This is a genomic window from Winogradskyella sp. ABM4_392 (assembly GCF_056160445.1).
The window spans coordinates 260,948-278,441 of record NZ_JBSWXE010000003.1 but is presented as its reverse complement, the minus strand read 5'-3'; the positions used below and the strand labels follow the sequence as shown (position 1 = coordinate 278,441).

The window sequence follows — 17,494 nt, the reverse complement described above, 5'->3', positions numbered from 1 at the left end:
TATAAATTAAAAGTTAAACAAAATTTAACTCCCAATATAAAGCAAGCAGATTTTTTAGGCTTATGCTTTTGATTTGGTATAGTACTTTTTGCGCAACCAAAAAGCGACACGTACCAATAGAATTAATGCTGGTACTTCTACTAAAGGGCCAATAACTCCTGTAAAGGCCTGGCCAGAATTAAGTCCAAAAACTGCAATGGCAACTGCAATGGCTAATTCAAAATTATTACCAGCAGCTGTAAAAGCAATAGCTGCATTTTTATCATAAGGTGCTCCCATTGATTTGCTCACAAAAAAGCCAATAAGAAACATTAAGGTAAAATAGATTAACAATGGTATGGCTATAATAAGTACATCACCAGGAATCTCAACAATCAGTTCACCTTTTAATGAAAACATCACAATAATTGTAAATAACAATGCAATTAATGTTAATGGTGAAATTGTTGGAATAAACTTTTGTGTATACCAAGCTTCACCTTTAAGTTTTACCAAGATTAGGCGCGACAATATGCCAAGTAAAAAAGGAATACCTAAATAAATAGCAACACTCTCTGCGATGGTTGCAATAGATATATCTACAATAGCACCTTCAAAACCAAAATAGGGTGGTAGCACAGTGATAAACAGATAGGCATAAAAGCTATAACCAAACACCTGAAAAATACTATTTAATGCCACTAAACCAGCACCATACTCACTACTACCTTCTGCCAAATCATTCCATACTAATACCATAGCTATACAACGTGCCAAACCAATAAGAATAAGGCCTACCATATATTCTGGGTGATTTTGAAGAAATAGTATGGCCAAAACAAACATTAAAACAGGGCCAATAATCCAGTTGAGCACTAATGAAATTGATAATATTTTTACATCCTTAAAAACCTTAGGTAGTAAGCTATAATTAACTTTTGCCAGTGGAGGATACATCATTAATATAAGTCCGATGGCAATAGGAATGTTTGTAGAGCCACTACTATAAGAGTTAATTAGCTCTGGAAATTTTGGAAAAAAGTAACCTATCCCAACTCCCAAAATCATGGCTAAAAATATCCATAATGTTAGGTAGCTATCTAGAAAACTGAGTTTCTTTTTCATTTTTGATTAGTGCTTTATTTGAGAAAAAACAAACTTCATTTCAGTGCCGATTTGAGTGCTACGTTCCAGGTACTTTTCGGCTTGTTGAGGAGTTCCATCCGCTATTTTTGGATCTTCGTAAGTAATTGGAATACGCTTTTCCGCACCAGCAATAAAAGGACAACCTTGATCCGCCGAAGAGCAGGTCATTATGGCGGCAAAACCACTTTGAGGGTTAAATTCTGACGCAATGGTTTTTGAAAATCCAATTATAGGATGCGTGTTTTCAGCATACTTTAAACTGTACACAGGATTGTTGCCTTCAGATAATGTTTCTACATTAAATCCAGCGTTAGAAAGTGTTTCTGCTGCTACAGGAAATAAAGCAGTAGCTTCTGTACCAGCTGAATAGCAAAACAGATTATCAATGCCATAGTACGTACCCAAGACTTGTGCCCAAGCTTGTGATAAATGACTTCTTCTAGAGTTGTGCGTACAAATAAAATTTAGGTTTACAGTGGTTTTGGCATCAACTTTAGATTGAATAAAATCTATTAAAGGTTGAAGTATTTTTTTTCGTTTTTCAGGGATTGAAGCTGTATCAAAGTTTTCAATATTTTCTTTTAACGTTGGGTATATCATGATCTAGATTTTGGATTTAACAACAGTTGCCATCAGGTGAACAACAAGGCTCATCATCCGTTAAATTTGAAAGTTGAAGTTTTGGTTTTTTTTCCTTTTTCCCAGGCTTTTCAGCATATACTGTGATACTGAAAATACCAACATCTTCAGAATTAAACTGTTCGATCATCTCTTTATCCAAATATTTACTTAAAATATCATCTGGAATAGTGATAGGCTTTTCTTTTTGAATATTAACATTCACAAAACCTTCATCAGAAATATGTTTTAGATATTCCTCTTTTTGAATTGCGCCAGCCACACATCCAGCATACATTTCGGCATCTTCTTTTAATGCTTTTGGCAAATCACCTACCAAAACAATATCAGAAATACTAAAATGACCTCCAGGTTTTAATACTCTGAAAATTTCACTGATAACTTTTTGTTTGTTAGGCACTAGATTAAGTACACAATTACTAACAATAACATCAGCAACATTATCGCTTACAGGCATATTATCGATATCACCTTCTCTGAATTCAACATTGTTGTAGCCAAGTTTTTCAGCATTAATGCGTGCCTTTTGTATCATAATAGGAGTGAAGTCTATACCAATAACTTTTCCTTTGCTACCAGTTTCATGTCTCGCTACAAAACAATCGTTACCAGCACCAGAGCCTAAATCTATAACGGTATCACCTTTTTGTATTAAAGCGAACTGCGTGGGTAACCCGCAACCTAAACCTAAGTCAGCATCACTGACATAACCTTTAGTTTCAGAATAATCATCCATCATTATGTTATAAACTTTGTTGGATGGAGTAGTGGCGCCACAACAAGATGAAGCATTTTCAATCTTACCTTGCTCGGCAATTTTTGCATATCGTTCTTTTACGATGTCTTTAAGTTCTTGTTCAGTTTTCATAATTATATGTTTTGTATTGATGTATAATCAATATGGTTTAACAACAGTTGGGTTTTTTAGATTCATAATCCAGAAATTGAGAGATAAGATTCTTTGCATTAGTCCAATTATCTTCATCTATACAATAGCACACACTAGTGCCTTCTATATTTCCTTTAATTAATCCAATATTTTTTAATTCTCTGAGATGTTGAGAAATTGTAGCTTGTGCTAAACCAATTTCTTCCACCAAATCACCACAGATACAGGTATTAGAATTGATTATGTGTTGTAAAATTGCAACTCTTGCAGGATGCGCAAATGCTTTTGCTATTGTAGCAATTTGGTTTTGCTCTTCTGTGAAAATCTCAGATTTCGTAAGTCCCATAATTTTTCTTAATTATTATATTGCAATATTACGATTAAATAAGTTGTCAAACGCAATTTCAATGTTAATTTTTCATTTTTAGGTATTCGTTAACATACTGCACTTATGTTATGTCGTAATTTTAACAAAACATTAATCAACATTTATAAAATGAAAAAATTAGTACTTTTTGCATTTGCCTTAACCTTAATGTTTAAGGTAAACGCACAGGTGGAAACACCACAGCCAAGTCCTTTTACTAAAATAGAGCAGAAGGTTGGTTTAACAGACGTAACCTTAGAATACTCTCGTCCAAGTATGAAAGGAAGAAAAATATTTGGGGATCTTGTACCTTATGGAAAAATGTGGCGTGCTGGTGCCAATAAAAACACTACTGTTACTTTTAGTGATAATGTTTCTATAGAAGGTAGCAAACTAAAAGCAGGTTCTTATGCCATATTTATCACTCCAAATAAGGACTCTTGGGACATTGTATTTTATTCAGATACAAATAACTGGGGAACACCAGCTGAATGGGATGATTCTAAAGTTGCAGCAAAGGCTTCTGTAAAAGTTTATGAAATGCCAATGGATGTTGAGACTTGGACTATTGGATTTGATGATTTAACTAATAATTCTGCAAGTATTGGTTTCGTATGGGAAAACACTTATGCTGCCGTTACTTTTAAAGTCCCAACAGAAGAGAAAGTATCAGCTTCTATCAAAAATGTAATGTCTGGTCCTTCAGCTGGTGATTATTACTCTGCAGCAGTATACAATTTATCTGAAGGTAAAGACTTAGATCAAGCAATGAAATGGATTGACAAAGCTGTAAAAATGACAGAAAAAGAACCACGTTTTTGGTATTTAAGACAACAATCTTTAATACATGCAGCAAATGGTGATAAAAAAGGAGCTATAGAGGCTGCAAAGAAATCTCTTGAAGGTGCAAAAGCAGCAGGAAATGCTGATTATATTAAAATGAACGAAGATTCTTTGAAAGAATGGGGAGCTATGTAATAGTAGCTAACCACATAGTAAAAAACGCAACTCATTGAGTTGCGTTTTTTATTTATAAGTTAAACCTATATGTTTTCTAACTAAATCCAGAGTTGAAATAAGCTCTTTGCTTTTTTCAAAAGTCATAACATCACTTTCGGTTTTACCTTTTCTAATGAGTTGATTGAAGTGTTCTGTTTCGTAACTATATCCAATTGTTTTATAATCAAAAATTTTAAGCTCTTCATTCTCATTTTTGTCAATTATAGTTACGGTTGAAGGTTCATGAAAGCGACCATTAATTTTAATAATTCCCTCTTCGCAGTGAAAAACAGCTTCTGTTTTAGTTTCTTCTTTTAATGTACTTCTAAGAATTGCTAAGACATCACTGTAATTAAATATCATTTTACATTCTGAATCTGCACCAGTTGGGAAGAATTCAGCCTCTGCTTCTATGATGTCAGGTTTTCCTAAACTAGAGATTGCTGTAAAAATAGGATAGATACCAATGTCTAAAAGACTACCACCTCCAACAGATTTGTCAAATAATCTTGATGTTACATCATACTCTGGCTTAAAACCAAAATCAGCCTCAAGCTTTATGAGTTTACCAAAATACTTTTGCTCAATTAAATCTAATGCATATCTAAAATGAGGAAGAAATATAGTCCACATTGCTTCCATTAAAAGTGTATTTTTTTCTTTTGAAAGTTGAATCATTTCTTCAACTTCCTTTAAATCCATGGCAAAAGGTTTTTCACACAAAACAGGAATACCTTGATTAAGACATAAAAGGGTGTGTTCTTTATGAAAGCTATGTGGTGTTGCGATATAAACAGCATCAACTTTAGGATCTAAACTTAACTCTTTGTAATTGCCATAAGCTACATCAGCATTAAATTCTACACCAAATCCCTTAGCTTTTTCAAGGTTTCTTGATGCAATAGCATATAGTTTAGCATTAGGGACAGTACTTAAATCCTTTGCGAATTTAGCAGCGATTTTACCAGCTCCAATAATTCCCCAACGTATTGTTTTAGTTTCCATTGTTTTGTGTTTTAGGTAATATAGGCTGAATTATATGTGCTATAACAATAACCAATATACAACCAAAAAGATTTAGCCATAAATATGGCATCCAATCAAAAGCCCAACCGATAATTACAATAGCTTGTGTAATTAGCGCTCCAATAAAAACAGAGTTACCTTTTACGTGTTTAAAGAAAAAAGCTAGCAAGAAAATACCAAGCACATTACCATAAAATATAGAGCCAATAATATTTACAAGTTGGATTAGATTTTCAGCCAAATCCGCAAAGCAGGCAATAATTATAGCTATAATTCCCCAACCTAACGTAAACCACTTGGTCATATTTACCATATGTACTTCACCTTTATCTACTTTTAGATTTCTGCCGTATAAATCAATGGATGTAATCGTTGCTAAAGCATTAATTTCTGATGCCGTTGAAGACATAGCTGCCGATAAAATTACAGCCAATAATAAACCGATTAAACCTGTTGGCAAATGATTTAGAATAAACCGAATAAACATGTAATCTCGGTCATTAGTTTGAGTGTCTTTGGCAGCGTCTTTGTAGAGCGTTTTTAATTCAGTCGACTTGGTTTTGTAAGCTTCGCTTTTAGGGTCAGACTCCAGTTTTTCAACTGTTTTTTCAAGAGCAATATATTTTGCCTTGTATTCTGGATCAATGGCTTTTTTAATTAAGAATTTAGACTCTAAACGATAGCTTTTTTCAATACTATCTATTTGAAATAATTCTTGTTTTAATTCAGGGTTTTCATCTTTTGCATAAGCTAAACTAAGACGTTGCTTCATATCAAACAATTCTGCTTGTTTATCTTGAAGCGCTCTATATTCATTTCCATATTCTGAAGCTAAAACTGTTTCAGTAGACTTATCAATAAAATTTAATGGTGAAGGGTTAAACTGATAAAATACAAATACCATAACACCAACCAGAAGAATAAAGAATTGCATAGGTACTTTTAGTAGTCCGTTGAAGAGTAGGCCCATTTGCATTTCTTTCATGCTTTTACCAGAAAGGTAGCGTTGCACCTGACTTTGATCTGTACCAAAATACGATAACATTAAGAATGTGCCACCAATAAGTCCTGTCCAAACGGTATAGCGATTTTCTAAATCGAAAGAAAAATCTAATACTTGCATTTTTCCAGTTGCACCAGCAATATCAATAGCATCAACTACAGAAACTTCATTAGGAATGAGGTTGATGATGATGATTAATGCAGCTACCATACCAGCAAAAATGACAAACATTTGCTGTTTTTGGGTTACTGTTACAGCTTTAGTACCTCCAGAAACGGTATAGATAATAACAAGAACACCAATGATAATGTTGAGCGTAACAATGTTCCAACCTAATACAACAGATAAAATAATGGCAGGAGCAAAAATGGTAATACCTGCTGCCAAGCCACGCTGAATTAAGAATAAAATGGCAGTAAGTGTTCTGGTTTTTAAATCGAAACGATTTTCGAGAAATTCGTAAGCGGTATATACTTTAAGCCGATGGTAAATAGGGATGAATACCAGACAGATGATAACCATAGCAATTGGCAAACCGAAATAGAATTGTACAAATCCCATGCCGTCTGAAAATGCTTGACCTGTGGTAGAAAGAAACGTGATAGCACTAGCTTGTGTTGCCATTACAGACAAACCGATAGTCCACCATTTTGTAGTATTTCCACCTCTTACATAATCCTGAACATTTTTGCTACCTCGCGTTTTCCATGTGCCATAACCTACAATTACAGCTAATGTAACAATGAGAACAGTCCAATCTATCCAGTCTAAAGTCTGTTGCATAAGCTTAAGCGAATGAAGCAGTTATAAAATAAAATAATACAATGTAAAGTGCATTTGCGATGAGTACGATGGTGTACATCTTGTCCCATTTTTGCTTTGGTTGCGGTTGATCTTGGTTCTGCATTTTAATAAAGTATTAGTTTTTAAGTTTATTAATTTCTTCTTTACCAGCAGAAAGTAAATTGGCAAAAAGTCGATAAGCACCAGAGACACCAGCAGGAAACTCTCTAAAAAAGCTTAAACCTGTGTATATGTAGTTACCTTTTCCGTATTTGGCAACCAATAAACTACCTTCTTTAGGCGATTCACCTTTATCATTCATGGATAGAAGTGGTGTAAATTCTTCTGACCAATCATTAGGGAAGTATAAACCACGTTCTTGCACCCAGCCATCAAAATCTTCTGTTGTAATTTTATTTGGAAAATTTAGTAGTGAGTGGTTAGGATCAAGTATTGTTACTGAGGCATTTTCATCTGTAACACGATCTCTTGAAAGTTGTAAATGGTAAGGTGATAAATTATCAACTTTTAGACGTCTGTTAGTATTATACTGCACGATAAGATTTCCACCTTCTTTAACATAGTCTAGTAAGAATTTTTGTTTGAATTTTAATTCATCTAAGATATTGTAAGCTCTGATACCAACAACAATTGCATCAAAATTTATAAGGTTTTCGGCTGAGATTTGTTCAGGTTTTATGATGGTAACGTTGTAGCCAATTTGTCTTAAACTCTCTGGTACAACATCTCCAGCACCTTCAATATAGCCTATGTTATTACCACGTTTGTCAATATCTAAACGCACCACTTTGCTTACGCTTGGCATTAAAACGGTTTGGAAAGGAATGTGACTGTAGTCTATTTCTACAAGTTCATCAGTGTAATATTCTCCATTAATGTTTACCATTGGAGTAATAAGACCTTCACTCTGATTTTTTGGAGGAATCACTGTAAATACTACTTTTTGAACGTCACCCTTATTAACAATTTCAATTTTTTGTTTTTGTGGATAGACATTCCAATCGTTTGGATATGCCATTTGCACATAGCCTTCAATTGCATCTCGACCAGCTTTTACAGTCACTTCAATCTCTTTTTGTTGATCATTTTCAAAAATGAAAACTTTATCAGAGATGCTTGCAGATACTTCTGGTATCACTTCAAAAGGCCTGTACAATTCACCTTTGTCTGGTTGCGAATAACGGTATACTACAGGCTTTGTTATGGTGATAGGTGTACCTTCAATGTTTAAATTAAAATCTACAAATGCAGCTCTTGGTGTTTCTGGCTTGCCTACCCATTGAGCATTATCGACATGATACATGCCAAGTGTGCTCTTTTTATTCAACCAATACGGAGTCGTATAATGTATGTTTTTTGGTATTGTAATGCCTTCGTTAAAATTTAATTTCTGGTTTTCTACCATATTCATATCCTTAGAAATAGCATTAGGAAGTGTCGATAATTTATAGGATTTTAAATTAATTGATGCAGAGCTTCGGTTTAATGCTTCGATATTTAGACTTACTGTTGAGTTGGGTGCTGCATGTGGTGAATTTGCTGATACTTCTAGGTATAAGCCTGCACAAGCCTCAATTATGGTCAGTAATTCTTTGGTTTTAATGGCTTTCCAATGCTCATCTTTTACATTTTGGAGCAATCTATAGGCTTCTAATAATTGTGGTAGGTGAGTGGCTGGATTTTTAAAATTAAAATTCTCTTCAACGGAGTTTAAAATGTCTCCGATTGCTTTTCCGTCTTCAATTCTATTCCAAGACGTGTCTATACCTGCAAACACTGAATTGCTATTATCCAGTGGTTCGCCTTTTAAAAACTCGATATATTCCTGTTGCCTTCCTCGTTGCGATAGACGACCAAAACCTTGGCATAAGTGCTGACTGCTTGCCAAAGCAGCAACTTCGTTGTTAGACATACCTTTACTTGGATAATAAACACCAATATCAAAATTCAGCATATTGCTTTTGTCGGCTTCTTCAAATTTTTCCTGGCTACCATAAAACCACCAAGACGTGTTAAAAAAGATACGCTTTGGCTGCCATGTATCAGTATATTGCAATTGTGATGGATATTGAGAGGCATCGTTTGCTAAATCGAAAGCTTCCATACTTAACATTGCGGAAGATGTGTGATGTCCATGAGTTCTACCAGGTGTTCTATGATCAAAACGGTTGATAATCACATCTGGTTTAAATTGTCTTATTGCCCAAACCACATCGGCAAGCACCAAATCTTTATTCCAGATATCTAGGGTTTCGTCAGGATGTTTTGAGTAGCCAAAATCGTTGGCTCTGGTAAAACGTTGTTCACCACCATCTACACGACGAGCTGCTAATAATTCTTGGGTTCTAATGACTCCAAGCAGTTCTCTAATTTCTGGTCCTATAAGGTTTTGTCCACCATCTCCACGTGTTAGTGATAAGTAGCCTGTGCGTGCTTTCACCTGGTTGGACATGTAAGAAATTAATCGCGTGTTTTCGTCATCTGGATGTGCTGCAACATATAAAACAGAACCTAAAACATTAAGCTTCTGAACAGCTTCATAGATTTCTGAGGAATTGAGTTTTTTGGGTTGTTGTGCTGATAAAGAAATTAAACAGCTAAAAACAAAGAGAATACAGAGTCTAATCTGAAACATGAGGTTATCTAGTTAGTGTGCTCATCAAATATAAAAAACATGCCTACTATAACCTTGTTTTTAGGTTTTGTTTAACGTTGGGTTTCTGAGATGTGAAATATTAGATACTAAAAGTTAGAAATGTGGACTGTAACTATGGTAGGTAATCTCTATGAATACTGGTAATTATAATTACAAATCGTTCCATAAAGAAACCTACATTCATTAGAATGGAAACTAATAACACAAAATAGATGTTTTTACCAAGTGGTTTGTAAAAAAGAATAAGAGGAAAAATACAATTAAAGAATAGCATTAACCAATATGCCCAAGCATATGGTCCTGTAGCACGATTAATAAAAGCATAGTCACCAGAATTTGGTAGTGCTAAAATCAGAAACCAACATATTATTGTGATTATTGAATAAATAATCATTATCCATCTAATGAAGTTGAAGGCAGAAGAGTAACTATTTTCTTTACTAGTTAGAATTCGTATTATTATAAGAAGGAATATAACCAGATATAAATAAGCAATGATGTACTTGCTTAAGAATATTGGGATTTCAAAAAGTTTATCAGATAAAAACATCCTTTAGAATAGCTACAACCACTTCTTCCTTTTAAAATAATAAAGCATTGCCAAAAATAGCACTATCATAACTCCCCAAAGTATATGGTAACCATACTTGTAGTGTAGTTCTGGAATGTTTTCGAAATTCATTCCATAAATACCTGCAATGAAGGTAAGTGGAATAAAAATGGTAGCAATAATGGTTAGCACTTTCATCACTTCGTTCATTTTGTTGCTAATGGTAGTCATGTACATATCCATTAAACTCCAGATCATTTCACGGTAGATATCTATGTTTTCTGATACTTGAATTAAGTGGTCGTAAATATCTCTGTAAAAGGTAATTGTGCGTTTGAAAATAAATGGATGCTCACCTTTTTCAATACGATTAATAATTTCGCGAAGTGGAAAAATTGCACGACGGACTTTTAGAATTTCACGTTTAAGTTGTTGTACTTCGATATTTATGTTTTCTCTGGCATTACCAGAAAACAATTCGGTTTCTAAATCTTCAATTTTGTTGCCTAAGGTTTCAATGATACTAAAGTAATTATCTACAATAGCATCAATTAATGCGTACATTAAATAATCGGATTTTAAACCTCTTATTCTTCCATTAGACAATCGCAGTCGCTCTCTAATAGACCCAAAAACATCTCCTTCGGATTCTTGAAAAGTTAATACATAGTTTTTGCCCAAAACAATACTTACCTGCTCAATAACAATGTTTTCGTCCTCATCGTAATAAAGCATCTTTAGTACTACAAAAAGATAATCATCGTATTCGTCTATTTTAGGTCGTTGAGAAGTGTTTACAATATCTTCTAAAACCAGTGGATGAAGGTCGTATTGTTTACCAATATCTTCAATTTTGTCTGTATGTTTTAGTCCATCGACATTTATCCAGGTTACCGAATCTGTTTCTTTATAGTTAACAGCATCTTCAATATTGAGTAAAATAGATTCTTCAATATGGTCTTTTGTGTAATCGAAGCATTCTACATGAAAATCTTTGTCTGATTTTTTTCCAGTATAAATTAGCGTTCCAGGAACCTGACCAATATGTTTTTTAGATTCTTGGGTGCGTTTTTTCTTAGTTCGTCTTTTAATCATAATTTAAAGGATACTGCTATCGTCTAAGGCATCTTTCTCCATTAAAGTTACAGCTTTTTGAAGAATTAAGTTATTTGGATAAGTAACCAAGTCTCCATTATCTTCTCTAAGGATGAGTTGAAATGCTCTAATATCTTCTATAATAGCTTCTACAGGATAATCTTTGTCGTGTATTTTTATCTTATCACCAACCTTGTAAGGGAATGAAAAGAACATAATTACTCCAGAAGTTATGTTGCTTAAAATAGACCAAATAGCAAATAAGGCTATACCGATAACAGCAAATACAGACGAAAACACTAAGGTGATGTCACTGGTTTTGGCACCGAGAATAAAGGCTTCTATCAACAATGCTAACAGTACCAAGGTTACTGTTGCATAACGACCAATTAGTGCAGCTCTGGCTTCGGTAGTTCCGCTTTTTTTACCAATTTTATTTACTGCGACAACAATTATCGCTCGTATAATTAGCATTACAACAAGAACAATAACGGAATAGATAATCTCAGATTGGTAAGTTTCAAAGAAATTTGACATAGAGTAATATGGTTAGTATATAAACAAAGGTAGATAATATTCTATTGTAACTTTAATGTAGTTCTTAAACTTTCGTCTGTATTATTGTTTTTGTTCCAATAGGCAGATTTAATCGTTTCTAGCTTAGTGGCTTTAGTTGTTAAAGTCTTTGCAGATGCACCAAATCCGCTTGTTGATGTTTCTTCCCAACCTAAAATTTCGAAAGGGAATGCTGTGTTAAAATTAATCTTCAGGCTTCGGTTTAATTCAGGATAGTTTAAAGTATATGTACCATCATTTAAATTTGCGAAAGCTTTGTAAGCAGTAATGGTTTTATGTTTTAATCTGGTAAACTCTAATGATGGAATTATACTAATTTCACCAATTGGTAAGGTACTTGGATTTATTCTCAGTTTAGTCCAAAGCTCATTTTCTGTCCATGTTTTTTCAAGTTTAAAATTTTGATCTGCTTCACCTTGAAAATAGGAGTGTGACATAATTTCAAACTGATTACGGTTATTAAGTTGCGTGTACACATGGCCACACCATTCTTGTATAGAAGCTGATACTTTTAGTGCATGTTGATTATTTGCTACAGGGAAAAACGTGCTCTGCATAATACTATATGGATAAATACCAGTGTTGAATTTTTTGGTGGCATTTAGCTTTAAAACTGGTATGTTGCTCTCGTCATAAGTATCTGCTTTGACTTGTGTGTCTGGTAAAAAATCTTCAGTAACAAAAACTAAAACGGCTTTACCATCTCTTATTTCACCATAACGCGCTTGTTCTAGTTTGTAAGATGTAATTTCTGCTTCACCTGAATACCAATAATCTTTATAAGCTTGAGATAACTCTTCTTTTGGCTGCTTTTCTTCAATCTCTGGACGTAAGTTTTCTGAGATTTCCGAAGAGGTTTCAACTGCTTCTTTACAACTTTGAAATGCAACTACTAAAATTGGGAATATAAAAAGTAACTTTTTCATGACTAATATTTATTATTTTCAATAAACTGATAGTCAGTAATAAATGATATGGAAAGGTGATGTTTACTGACAGGCAGGAGCCTAAAATGGGCTTTCTTACAAAGTTACAATCTGCTTAAGTGTTGGCAATGGCATTTAACGTTTCGTAAAGTAAATGTGTAGGTAAACCTACTACGTTGTTATAAGACCCTTCAATATTGGTGATTCCTACAGCTCCAATCCATTCTTGTATGCCGTAAGCACCAGCTTTGTCTAAGGGCTCGTAGGTGTTTACATAGTACCAGATTTCAGTATCTGTTAATGCCTTAAAAGTAACTTTAGTAATGGTGTTGACAATTTTTTGCTGAGTTGGTTGTGTAAAGCAAATTGAGGTCATTACCTCATGGGTTTTGTTGCTAAGCGATTTAATCATCCTAAAGGCATCCTCCTTGTCTTTTGGTTTTTCAACAGGTTTGTTGTCTAACCAAACAATGGTATCGCTAGTAATTAAAATATCTTTGTCTTTGAGTTGATTTTTAAAGGCTTCAGCTTTTAATTTTGCTAAATAATCTGTGATTTCTGTGCCTTTTAGAGTATTTGGATAAACTTCTTCAACAGGGTGAAGACGTACTTCAAAATCTATATTCATAGACTTTAAAAAGGCATGACGTCTTGGAGAAGCAGATGCTAAAATGATGTTGTAATCTTTTAGTTTATTGTTTAGCATATTACTTCAAAATAAAAGGATAAAGACTCATAGAAAGCATGCCTGTGAGCATAACTAGTTTTAACATCAGACTAATATGTTTGTAATGCGATTGTTGCTCTGCGCTAAAAATCTTAATGGTAATATAGATTAGTGGAGCAACAACAAATACTAAAAAGTAACCTACTAAAATTTGTTGCGTATATAAACTCGTGATAATGTAATACACAACTGCAAAAAGAGGGATTAAAGATAGCACAAACGCGATTTTATTTGCTCTATCTCTTCCTAAAACAATTGGCATGGTTTGCATACCAACCTTATGGTCTCCATTAATATCTTCAATGTCTTTTATAACTTCCCTTACCAGATTTATTAAGAAAGCGAAAATAGCATAGTCCCTTATAATTTCTAAAAAAGGCATGTTGGCTACATTGTTGAAAGACATCATAGAAGGGATTAATTCAAAAATGCCAACCACCAAAATACTCAGTGCAACAACAATAGATACCACAATATTTCCTATTAAAAACATCTGTTTTAGTGCAGTAGAGTAGATGTATAGCAACGCAGAACTAATAAAAAATACTACAAAAAGAGAAGAATAATTAATGTGATACGATAGGTAAAAACCTAGTCCAACACCTATAACATTTAGAAGCATGAAGTAGGTGTAGCCATCCTTTTCTGAAATGTATTTATTGATAATAACTTTGCTTGGTTTGTTCACCTTATCAGTGTCAATATCATAAATATCGTTAATTATATAACCTCCAGCCGCTATACAAAGTGTTGCTATTACCAAAATAGCGAAGGCAAAAGTACTTAGAGTTGTTGTAACACCTTGGCTTTCATTAAATGGAAGCAATAAAGCATATTTAATTAATATTTGCACAAGGGCAATCATAATTAGGTTTTTCCAACGGATTAGATTAAGAAAATGAATCATTTATAGGGATTAATGAGAAAGAATTTGATTGATTAAATAATAGACAACATAAACTACAAAAGAAAAAATAATAAGGCTTATAATAACTGTTCTCCTAAATAGTTTTCGTTCTTGTTTGCGAATTTTATTTTTAATTTTTTCTTTATCGGCTTTACTAAGATTTTTGTGCATAAACTCCATTTCGTAATGGAGATGAGCCTCTAAATCTAGTTTTTCTTTGTAAACAGAAAAAGGTGTACTTGTTTTTTGGTTAAAAGTAGATTGGTTGTTGCCAAACCCTATATAACCAAAACCAGTGCTATGTCGTCTGCTTCTACGAGCCATGTTATTTAATCGTATTTAGCGTCAAAATTACCATTCCACTTATTATGCACTTTTAGTACTTGCTCTATAACATCTCTGGCAGCACCTTTCCCGCCATGTTTATGTGAAATATACTTTGAAATAGCTTTAATTTCTGGCGCAGCATCTTGTGGACAACATGGTAGACCTGCTAGTTTCATAACAGGAAAATCTGGGATATCATCTCCCATATATAACACATTAGAGGCTTTTACATTTCGCTTTTCTAAATAATCGTTGAGTTGTTCAATTTTATTGTGCGCGCCTAAATAAATGTCTTTTACACCTAAGCCTTGCAAACGTTTACGAACACCTTCGTTAGAGCCACCAGAAATTATACACACATTAAAACCAGCATCAACAGCAGTTTTTAAAGCAAAACCATCTTTAATGCTCATTCTGCGAAGCATTTCTCCAGAGGTTGTAATGGTAACTGTACCATCAGTAAGTACACCATCTACATCAAAAATAAAGGTGTTGATATTTATAAGGTATTCTTTATAGCTTTTATCGTTGTCCATAAGTTTTAAGGTATGATATTTCTATCATTCAATTTTTTAAATATATCAAAATAATGTTTGTCAGTTCTTAATTCAATAACCAATTCTTTGTTATTGTTGGAAATGTGATACACTTCACCTGTTATTAATAAAGGTCTCAAGATAGTAATCAAATCTGAAATAGATTTTGAATTGTTTTCAGATATTAAAGTGTACTTCTTAAAGTTGTTTAGTTCTCTGAATTTCGGCTTTAAAACTTTTAAAAATGAATCTTTTATTTTCTTTTTTCTAATTACAAATCTTCCATTTTCTAATCCATGTGTTTTCCAAATAGAGGACACAAATAAGTTTTGGGTTTTAGTAGAAAGTAGCAAGTTACCTGAAGTTAAAGTAGATTTTTTATACTTTAAAACCCATTCTTTCGGAGTATTAATTTTGCCAATGACCAAATAAGACCAAGCGTTGTACTTACCCTCAGAGAAACCTTCATATTCTTTAATAAACTTTTCAAAAGTTAAGCAGAACTCTTTGTTAGCTTTATAAAAAGGTGATGACTGTTCAGAAGGTGAAGCGTTAGTCTCAATCATCTATAATTATGTGTTTTTTTAATTGAAGCCGTTAATAATTCATAAATGGCTTTATGCTCTTCGCTTTCTATCTGTTTTAGATGACGTTTTATGGTCTTTTTATCGTTGCGCTTTGCTGGTCCTGTTTGTGCCATGTAAGGTGACATATCCTGAACCTTTCTGGCAGTTTCCATAATCAATGGTTTTAGAATATCAAAGTTAATGCTTTTTGCATCACTTATTTCGTGGGCTATTCTATACAATTGATTGGTGAAATTATTAATAAAAACAGCCGATAAATGTAATGTTTGGCGTTGTTCTGTTGTAATCTTATGAGCTTTACAGCCTAAAGCTTCAGCTAAATCTTTTATAAACTGAAGATTTGCTTTTTCAGTCACTTCAATACAAATAGGAATCTCACTAAAATCTAACTCCGCATCCTTTGAAAAAGTTTGTAGAGGATAAAAAACAGCACGCTGATTTTTCTTATCTAAATCGTGGATAGAAACACTGCCAGACGTATGTGCTACCAACCTGTTTTCAAACGGTAGTGCTCTAGAAAGCGACGCAATACTATCATCGCTAACAGCCATAATATAAATGTCAGCATCTTCAAGTTTAGAAAAATCATCTATAGTATCAACTTCATTTGCGTAAGACGAAATATCGCTGTATGTGCGATTATACCATTGTTTAACAGTAACATCTTTAGCGTTTTTAAAGGCTTTATATAAATGAGATGCAACATTTCCTGCACCCAAAATTGTAACAGTTATCATGCTGTAAAAATAGTAAGATTTAGATTAAAAGAATAACTTTGAAATATGAGTAAATCTGATATCAAAACAAGAGATGATATATATCGCTTAGTCTCACAATTTTATGCAAAAGTGAGAAAAGATAAAGTGTTGGGTCCATTTTTCAATGAAACTATTAAAGATTGGGATGTGCATCTAGAACATCTTACAACGTTTTGGGAATCGAGTTTGTTTTTAAAAACACGTTATTATGGTAATCCTTTGGAAGCTCATGTTAAGGTAGATGTAGCTCACAACCATAGTATAAAAAATGAACACTTCGGACTATGGTTAAATCTGTGGTATCAGACCATTGACGAACTTTTTGAAGGCGACTATGCCGAAAACGCAAAGCGACGTGCTCGTAAAATGGGAACTTTTCTCTATCTCAAAATATTTGAATCCAGAAATAAATAACCCTTTCTTCTTATTAACTTTGTTGGTTTAAATGTTAATTTAAACCTAATCAAAAATGAAGCTATTAAAAGAATTTAAAGAATTTGCAGTAAAGGGCAATATGATGGATATGGCCATAGGTATTATCATTGGTGCTGCTTTTAATAAAGTAATAGATGTCCTTGCAAAACAAGTCTTATTACCACCTTTGTCATTATTATCTGATGGTACTAATTTTCAGGATAAAAGATTGATTTTGAGAGAAGGTGTAACTGATACTTCAGGTGCAATAATAACAAGTGAAGTAGCTGTTGAATATGGAAAACTCTTCGAAGTATTTTTAGATTTTTTAATTATAGGATTCACTGTGTTTATTGTTGTAAAAGCCATGAATAAATTAAGAAACAAAGCACAAGATACTAAGGACGCAACGGTTGCAACACCAAAGGATATTGAGCTGTTGTCTGATTTGAAAGTTTTGATGGAAGAGCAAAACAAACTCTTAAAATCTCAGGTTTCAAAATAATTGAAAATATATTAGTGAATTTTAACGCATTTGGGAACTGAAAAACAAAGCCAAAACGGTAAAAAGCACTATCTTTGC

General features: G+C 33.4%; 20 protein-coding genes. 3 read left to right on the top strand and 17 right to left on the bottom strand.

Going from position 1 to position 17,494, the window contains the following annotated elements; genetic code table 11:
• Positions 1–60: 60 nt before the first annotated feature.
• From arsB to ACXAFS_RS09900, 4 genes are read right to left on the bottom strand one after another with little or no spacing between them, the layout of a single operon-like run.
• Positions 61–1,104: an ACR3 family arsenite efflux transporter gene (gene arsB / locus ACXAFS_RS09915; RefSeq protein WP_475306691.1), complete on the bottom strand. Its 1,044-nt coding sequence runs from the start codon at positions 1,102–1,104 to the stop codon at positions 61–63.
• A 6-nt stretch (positions 1,105–1,110) separates the two neighbouring features.
• Positions 1,111–1,725, bottom strand: a complete 615-nt coding sequence (locus ACXAFS_RS09910; RefSeq protein ID WP_475306689.1) for a low molecular weight phosphatase family protein — start codon at positions 1,723–1,725, stop codon at positions 1,111–1,113.
• Positions 1,726–1,741: 16 nt separating this feature from the next.
• Positions 1,742–2,632 carry an arsenite methyltransferase gene (locus ACXAFS_RS09905; RefSeq protein ID WP_475306688.1) on the bottom strand — a complete coding sequence of 297 codons (891 nt, stop codon included), beginning with the start codon at positions 2,630–2,632 and terminating at the stop codon, positions 1,742–1,744.
• 37 nt (positions 2,633–2,669) lie between these two features.
• Complete coding sequence (locus tag ACXAFS_RS09900; protein ID WP_475306687.1) at positions 2,670–2,999, bottom strand: ArsR/SmtB family transcription factor; 330 nt, start codon at positions 2,997–2,999, stop codon at positions 2,670–2,672.
• Positions 3,000–3,149: 150 nt separating this feature from the next.
• Here ACXAFS_RS09900 and ACXAFS_RS09895 point away from each other — a divergent pair, with 150 nt between their 5' ends.
• Positions 3,150–3,998, top strand: coding sequence for a DUF2911 domain-containing protein (locus ACXAFS_RS09895; protein ID WP_475306685.1), 849 nt, complete (start codon positions 3,150–3,152; stop codon positions 3,996–3,998).
• A 48-nt stretch (positions 3,999–4,046) separates the two neighbouring features.
• On the opposite strand, the gene ACXAFS_RS09890 is transcribed toward ACXAFS_RS09895, so the two are convergent.
• The 13 genes from ACXAFS_RS09890 to ACXAFS_RS09830 form a co-directional block, all read right to left on the bottom strand.
• Positions 4,047–5,024 carry a Gfo/Idh/MocA family protein gene (locus ACXAFS_RS09890; RefSeq protein ID WP_475306684.1) on the bottom strand — a complete coding sequence of 326 codons (978 nt, stop codon included), beginning with the start codon at positions 5,022–5,024 and terminating at the stop codon, positions 4,047–4,049.
• Positions 5,014–6,831 (bottom strand): sodium:solute symporter family protein, encoded by a 1,818-nt coding sequence (locus tag ACXAFS_RS09885; RefSeq protein WP_475306682.1) that lies wholly within the window; start codon positions 6,829–6,831, stop codon positions 5,014–5,016. The genes ACXAFS_RS09890 and ACXAFS_RS09885 overlap by 11 nt, the downstream gene beginning before the upstream one ends.
• A gap of 136 nt (positions 6,832–6,967) precedes the next feature.
• Complete coding sequence (locus ACXAFS_RS09880) at positions 6,968–9,487, bottom strand: PIG-L family deacetylase (protein WP_475306681.1); 2,520 nt, start codon at positions 9,485–9,487, stop codon at positions 6,968–6,970.
• A 133-nt stretch (positions 9,488–9,620) separates the two neighbouring features.
• The gene (gene nrfD / locus ACXAFS_RS09875) at positions 9,621–10,058 is read right to left on the bottom strand and encodes an NrfD/PsrC family molybdoenzyme membrane anchor subunit (protein ID WP_475306680.1); all 438 of its coding nucleotides are present in this window, start codon (positions 10,056–10,058) and stop codon (positions 9,621–9,623) included.
• 12 nt (positions 10,059–10,070) lie between these two features.
• Positions 10,071–11,153: a magnesium/cobalt transporter CorA gene (gene corA / locus ACXAFS_RS09870; RefSeq protein WP_475306678.1), complete on the bottom strand. Its 1,083-nt coding sequence runs from the start codon at positions 11,151–11,153 to the stop codon at positions 10,071–10,073.
• Positions 11,154–11,156: 3 nt separating this feature from the next.
• Entirely contained in the window at positions 11,157–11,690 is a 534-nt protein-coding gene (locus ACXAFS_RS09865; RefSeq protein WP_475306677.1) for a mechanosensitive ion channel domain-containing protein, read from the bottom strand.
• 41 nt (positions 11,691–11,731) lie between these two features.
• Positions 11,732–12,655 (bottom strand): septum formation inhibitor Maf, encoded by a 924-nt coding sequence (locus ACXAFS_RS09860; RefSeq protein ID WP_475306675.1) that lies wholly within the window; start codon positions 12,653–12,655, stop codon positions 11,732–11,734.
• A gap of 115 nt (positions 12,656–12,770) precedes the next feature.
• On the bottom strand, positions 12,771–13,361 hold the full coding sequence (locus tag ACXAFS_RS09855) for a Maf-like protein (protein ID WP_475306674.1): 591 nt from the start codon (positions 13,359–13,361) through the stop codon (positions 12,771–12,773).
• 1 nt (position 13,362) lies between these two features.
• A complete protein-coding gene (locus ACXAFS_RS09850; RefSeq protein ID WP_475306673.1) occupies positions 13,363–14,289 on the bottom strand; it encodes a geranylgeranylglycerol-phosphate geranylgeranyltransferase in 927 nt (308 codons plus the stop codon).
• A 9-nt stretch (positions 14,290–14,298) separates the two neighbouring features.
• Positions 14,299–14,613, bottom strand: a complete 315-nt coding sequence (locus tag ACXAFS_RS09845; RefSeq protein WP_475306671.1) for a hypothetical protein — start codon at positions 14,611–14,613, stop codon at positions 14,299–14,301.
• A 5-nt stretch (positions 14,614–14,618) separates the two neighbouring features.
• Positions 14,619–15,152 carry a KdsC family phosphatase gene (locus tag ACXAFS_RS09840; protein WP_475306670.1) on the bottom strand — a complete coding sequence of 178 codons (534 nt, stop codon included), beginning with the start codon at positions 15,150–15,152 and terminating at the stop codon, positions 14,619–14,621.
• Positions 15,153–15,157: 5 nt separating this feature from the next.
• Positions 15,158–15,718 carry a hypothetical protein gene (locus ACXAFS_RS09835; RefSeq protein ID WP_475306668.1) on the bottom strand — a complete coding sequence of 187 codons (561 nt, stop codon included), beginning with the start codon at positions 15,716–15,718 and terminating at the stop codon, positions 15,158–15,160.
• Positions 15,715–16,476, bottom strand: coding sequence for a Rossmann-like and DUF2520 domain-containing protein (locus ACXAFS_RS09830; RefSeq protein ID WP_475306666.1), 762 nt, complete (start codon positions 16,474–16,476; stop codon positions 15,715–15,717). The genes ACXAFS_RS09835 and ACXAFS_RS09830 overlap by 4 nt, the downstream gene beginning before the upstream one ends.
• A gap of 45 nt (positions 16,477–16,521) precedes the next feature.
• On the opposite strand from ACXAFS_RS09830, the gene ACXAFS_RS09825 reads away from it, so the two are divergent.
• Positions 16,522–16,911 carry a group III truncated hemoglobin gene (locus ACXAFS_RS09825; protein ID WP_475306665.1) on the top strand — a complete coding sequence of 130 codons (390 nt, stop codon included), beginning with the start codon at positions 16,522–16,524 and terminating at the stop codon, positions 16,909–16,911.
• Between the two features lie 55 nt (positions 16,912–16,966).
• Positions 16,967–17,416 carry a large conductance mechanosensitive channel protein MscL gene (gene mscL / locus ACXAFS_RS09820; RefSeq protein ID WP_475306663.1) on the top strand — a complete coding sequence of 150 codons (450 nt, stop codon included), beginning with the start codon at positions 16,967–16,969 and terminating at the stop codon, positions 17,414–17,416.
• Positions 17,417–17,494: the final 78 nt, after the last annotated feature.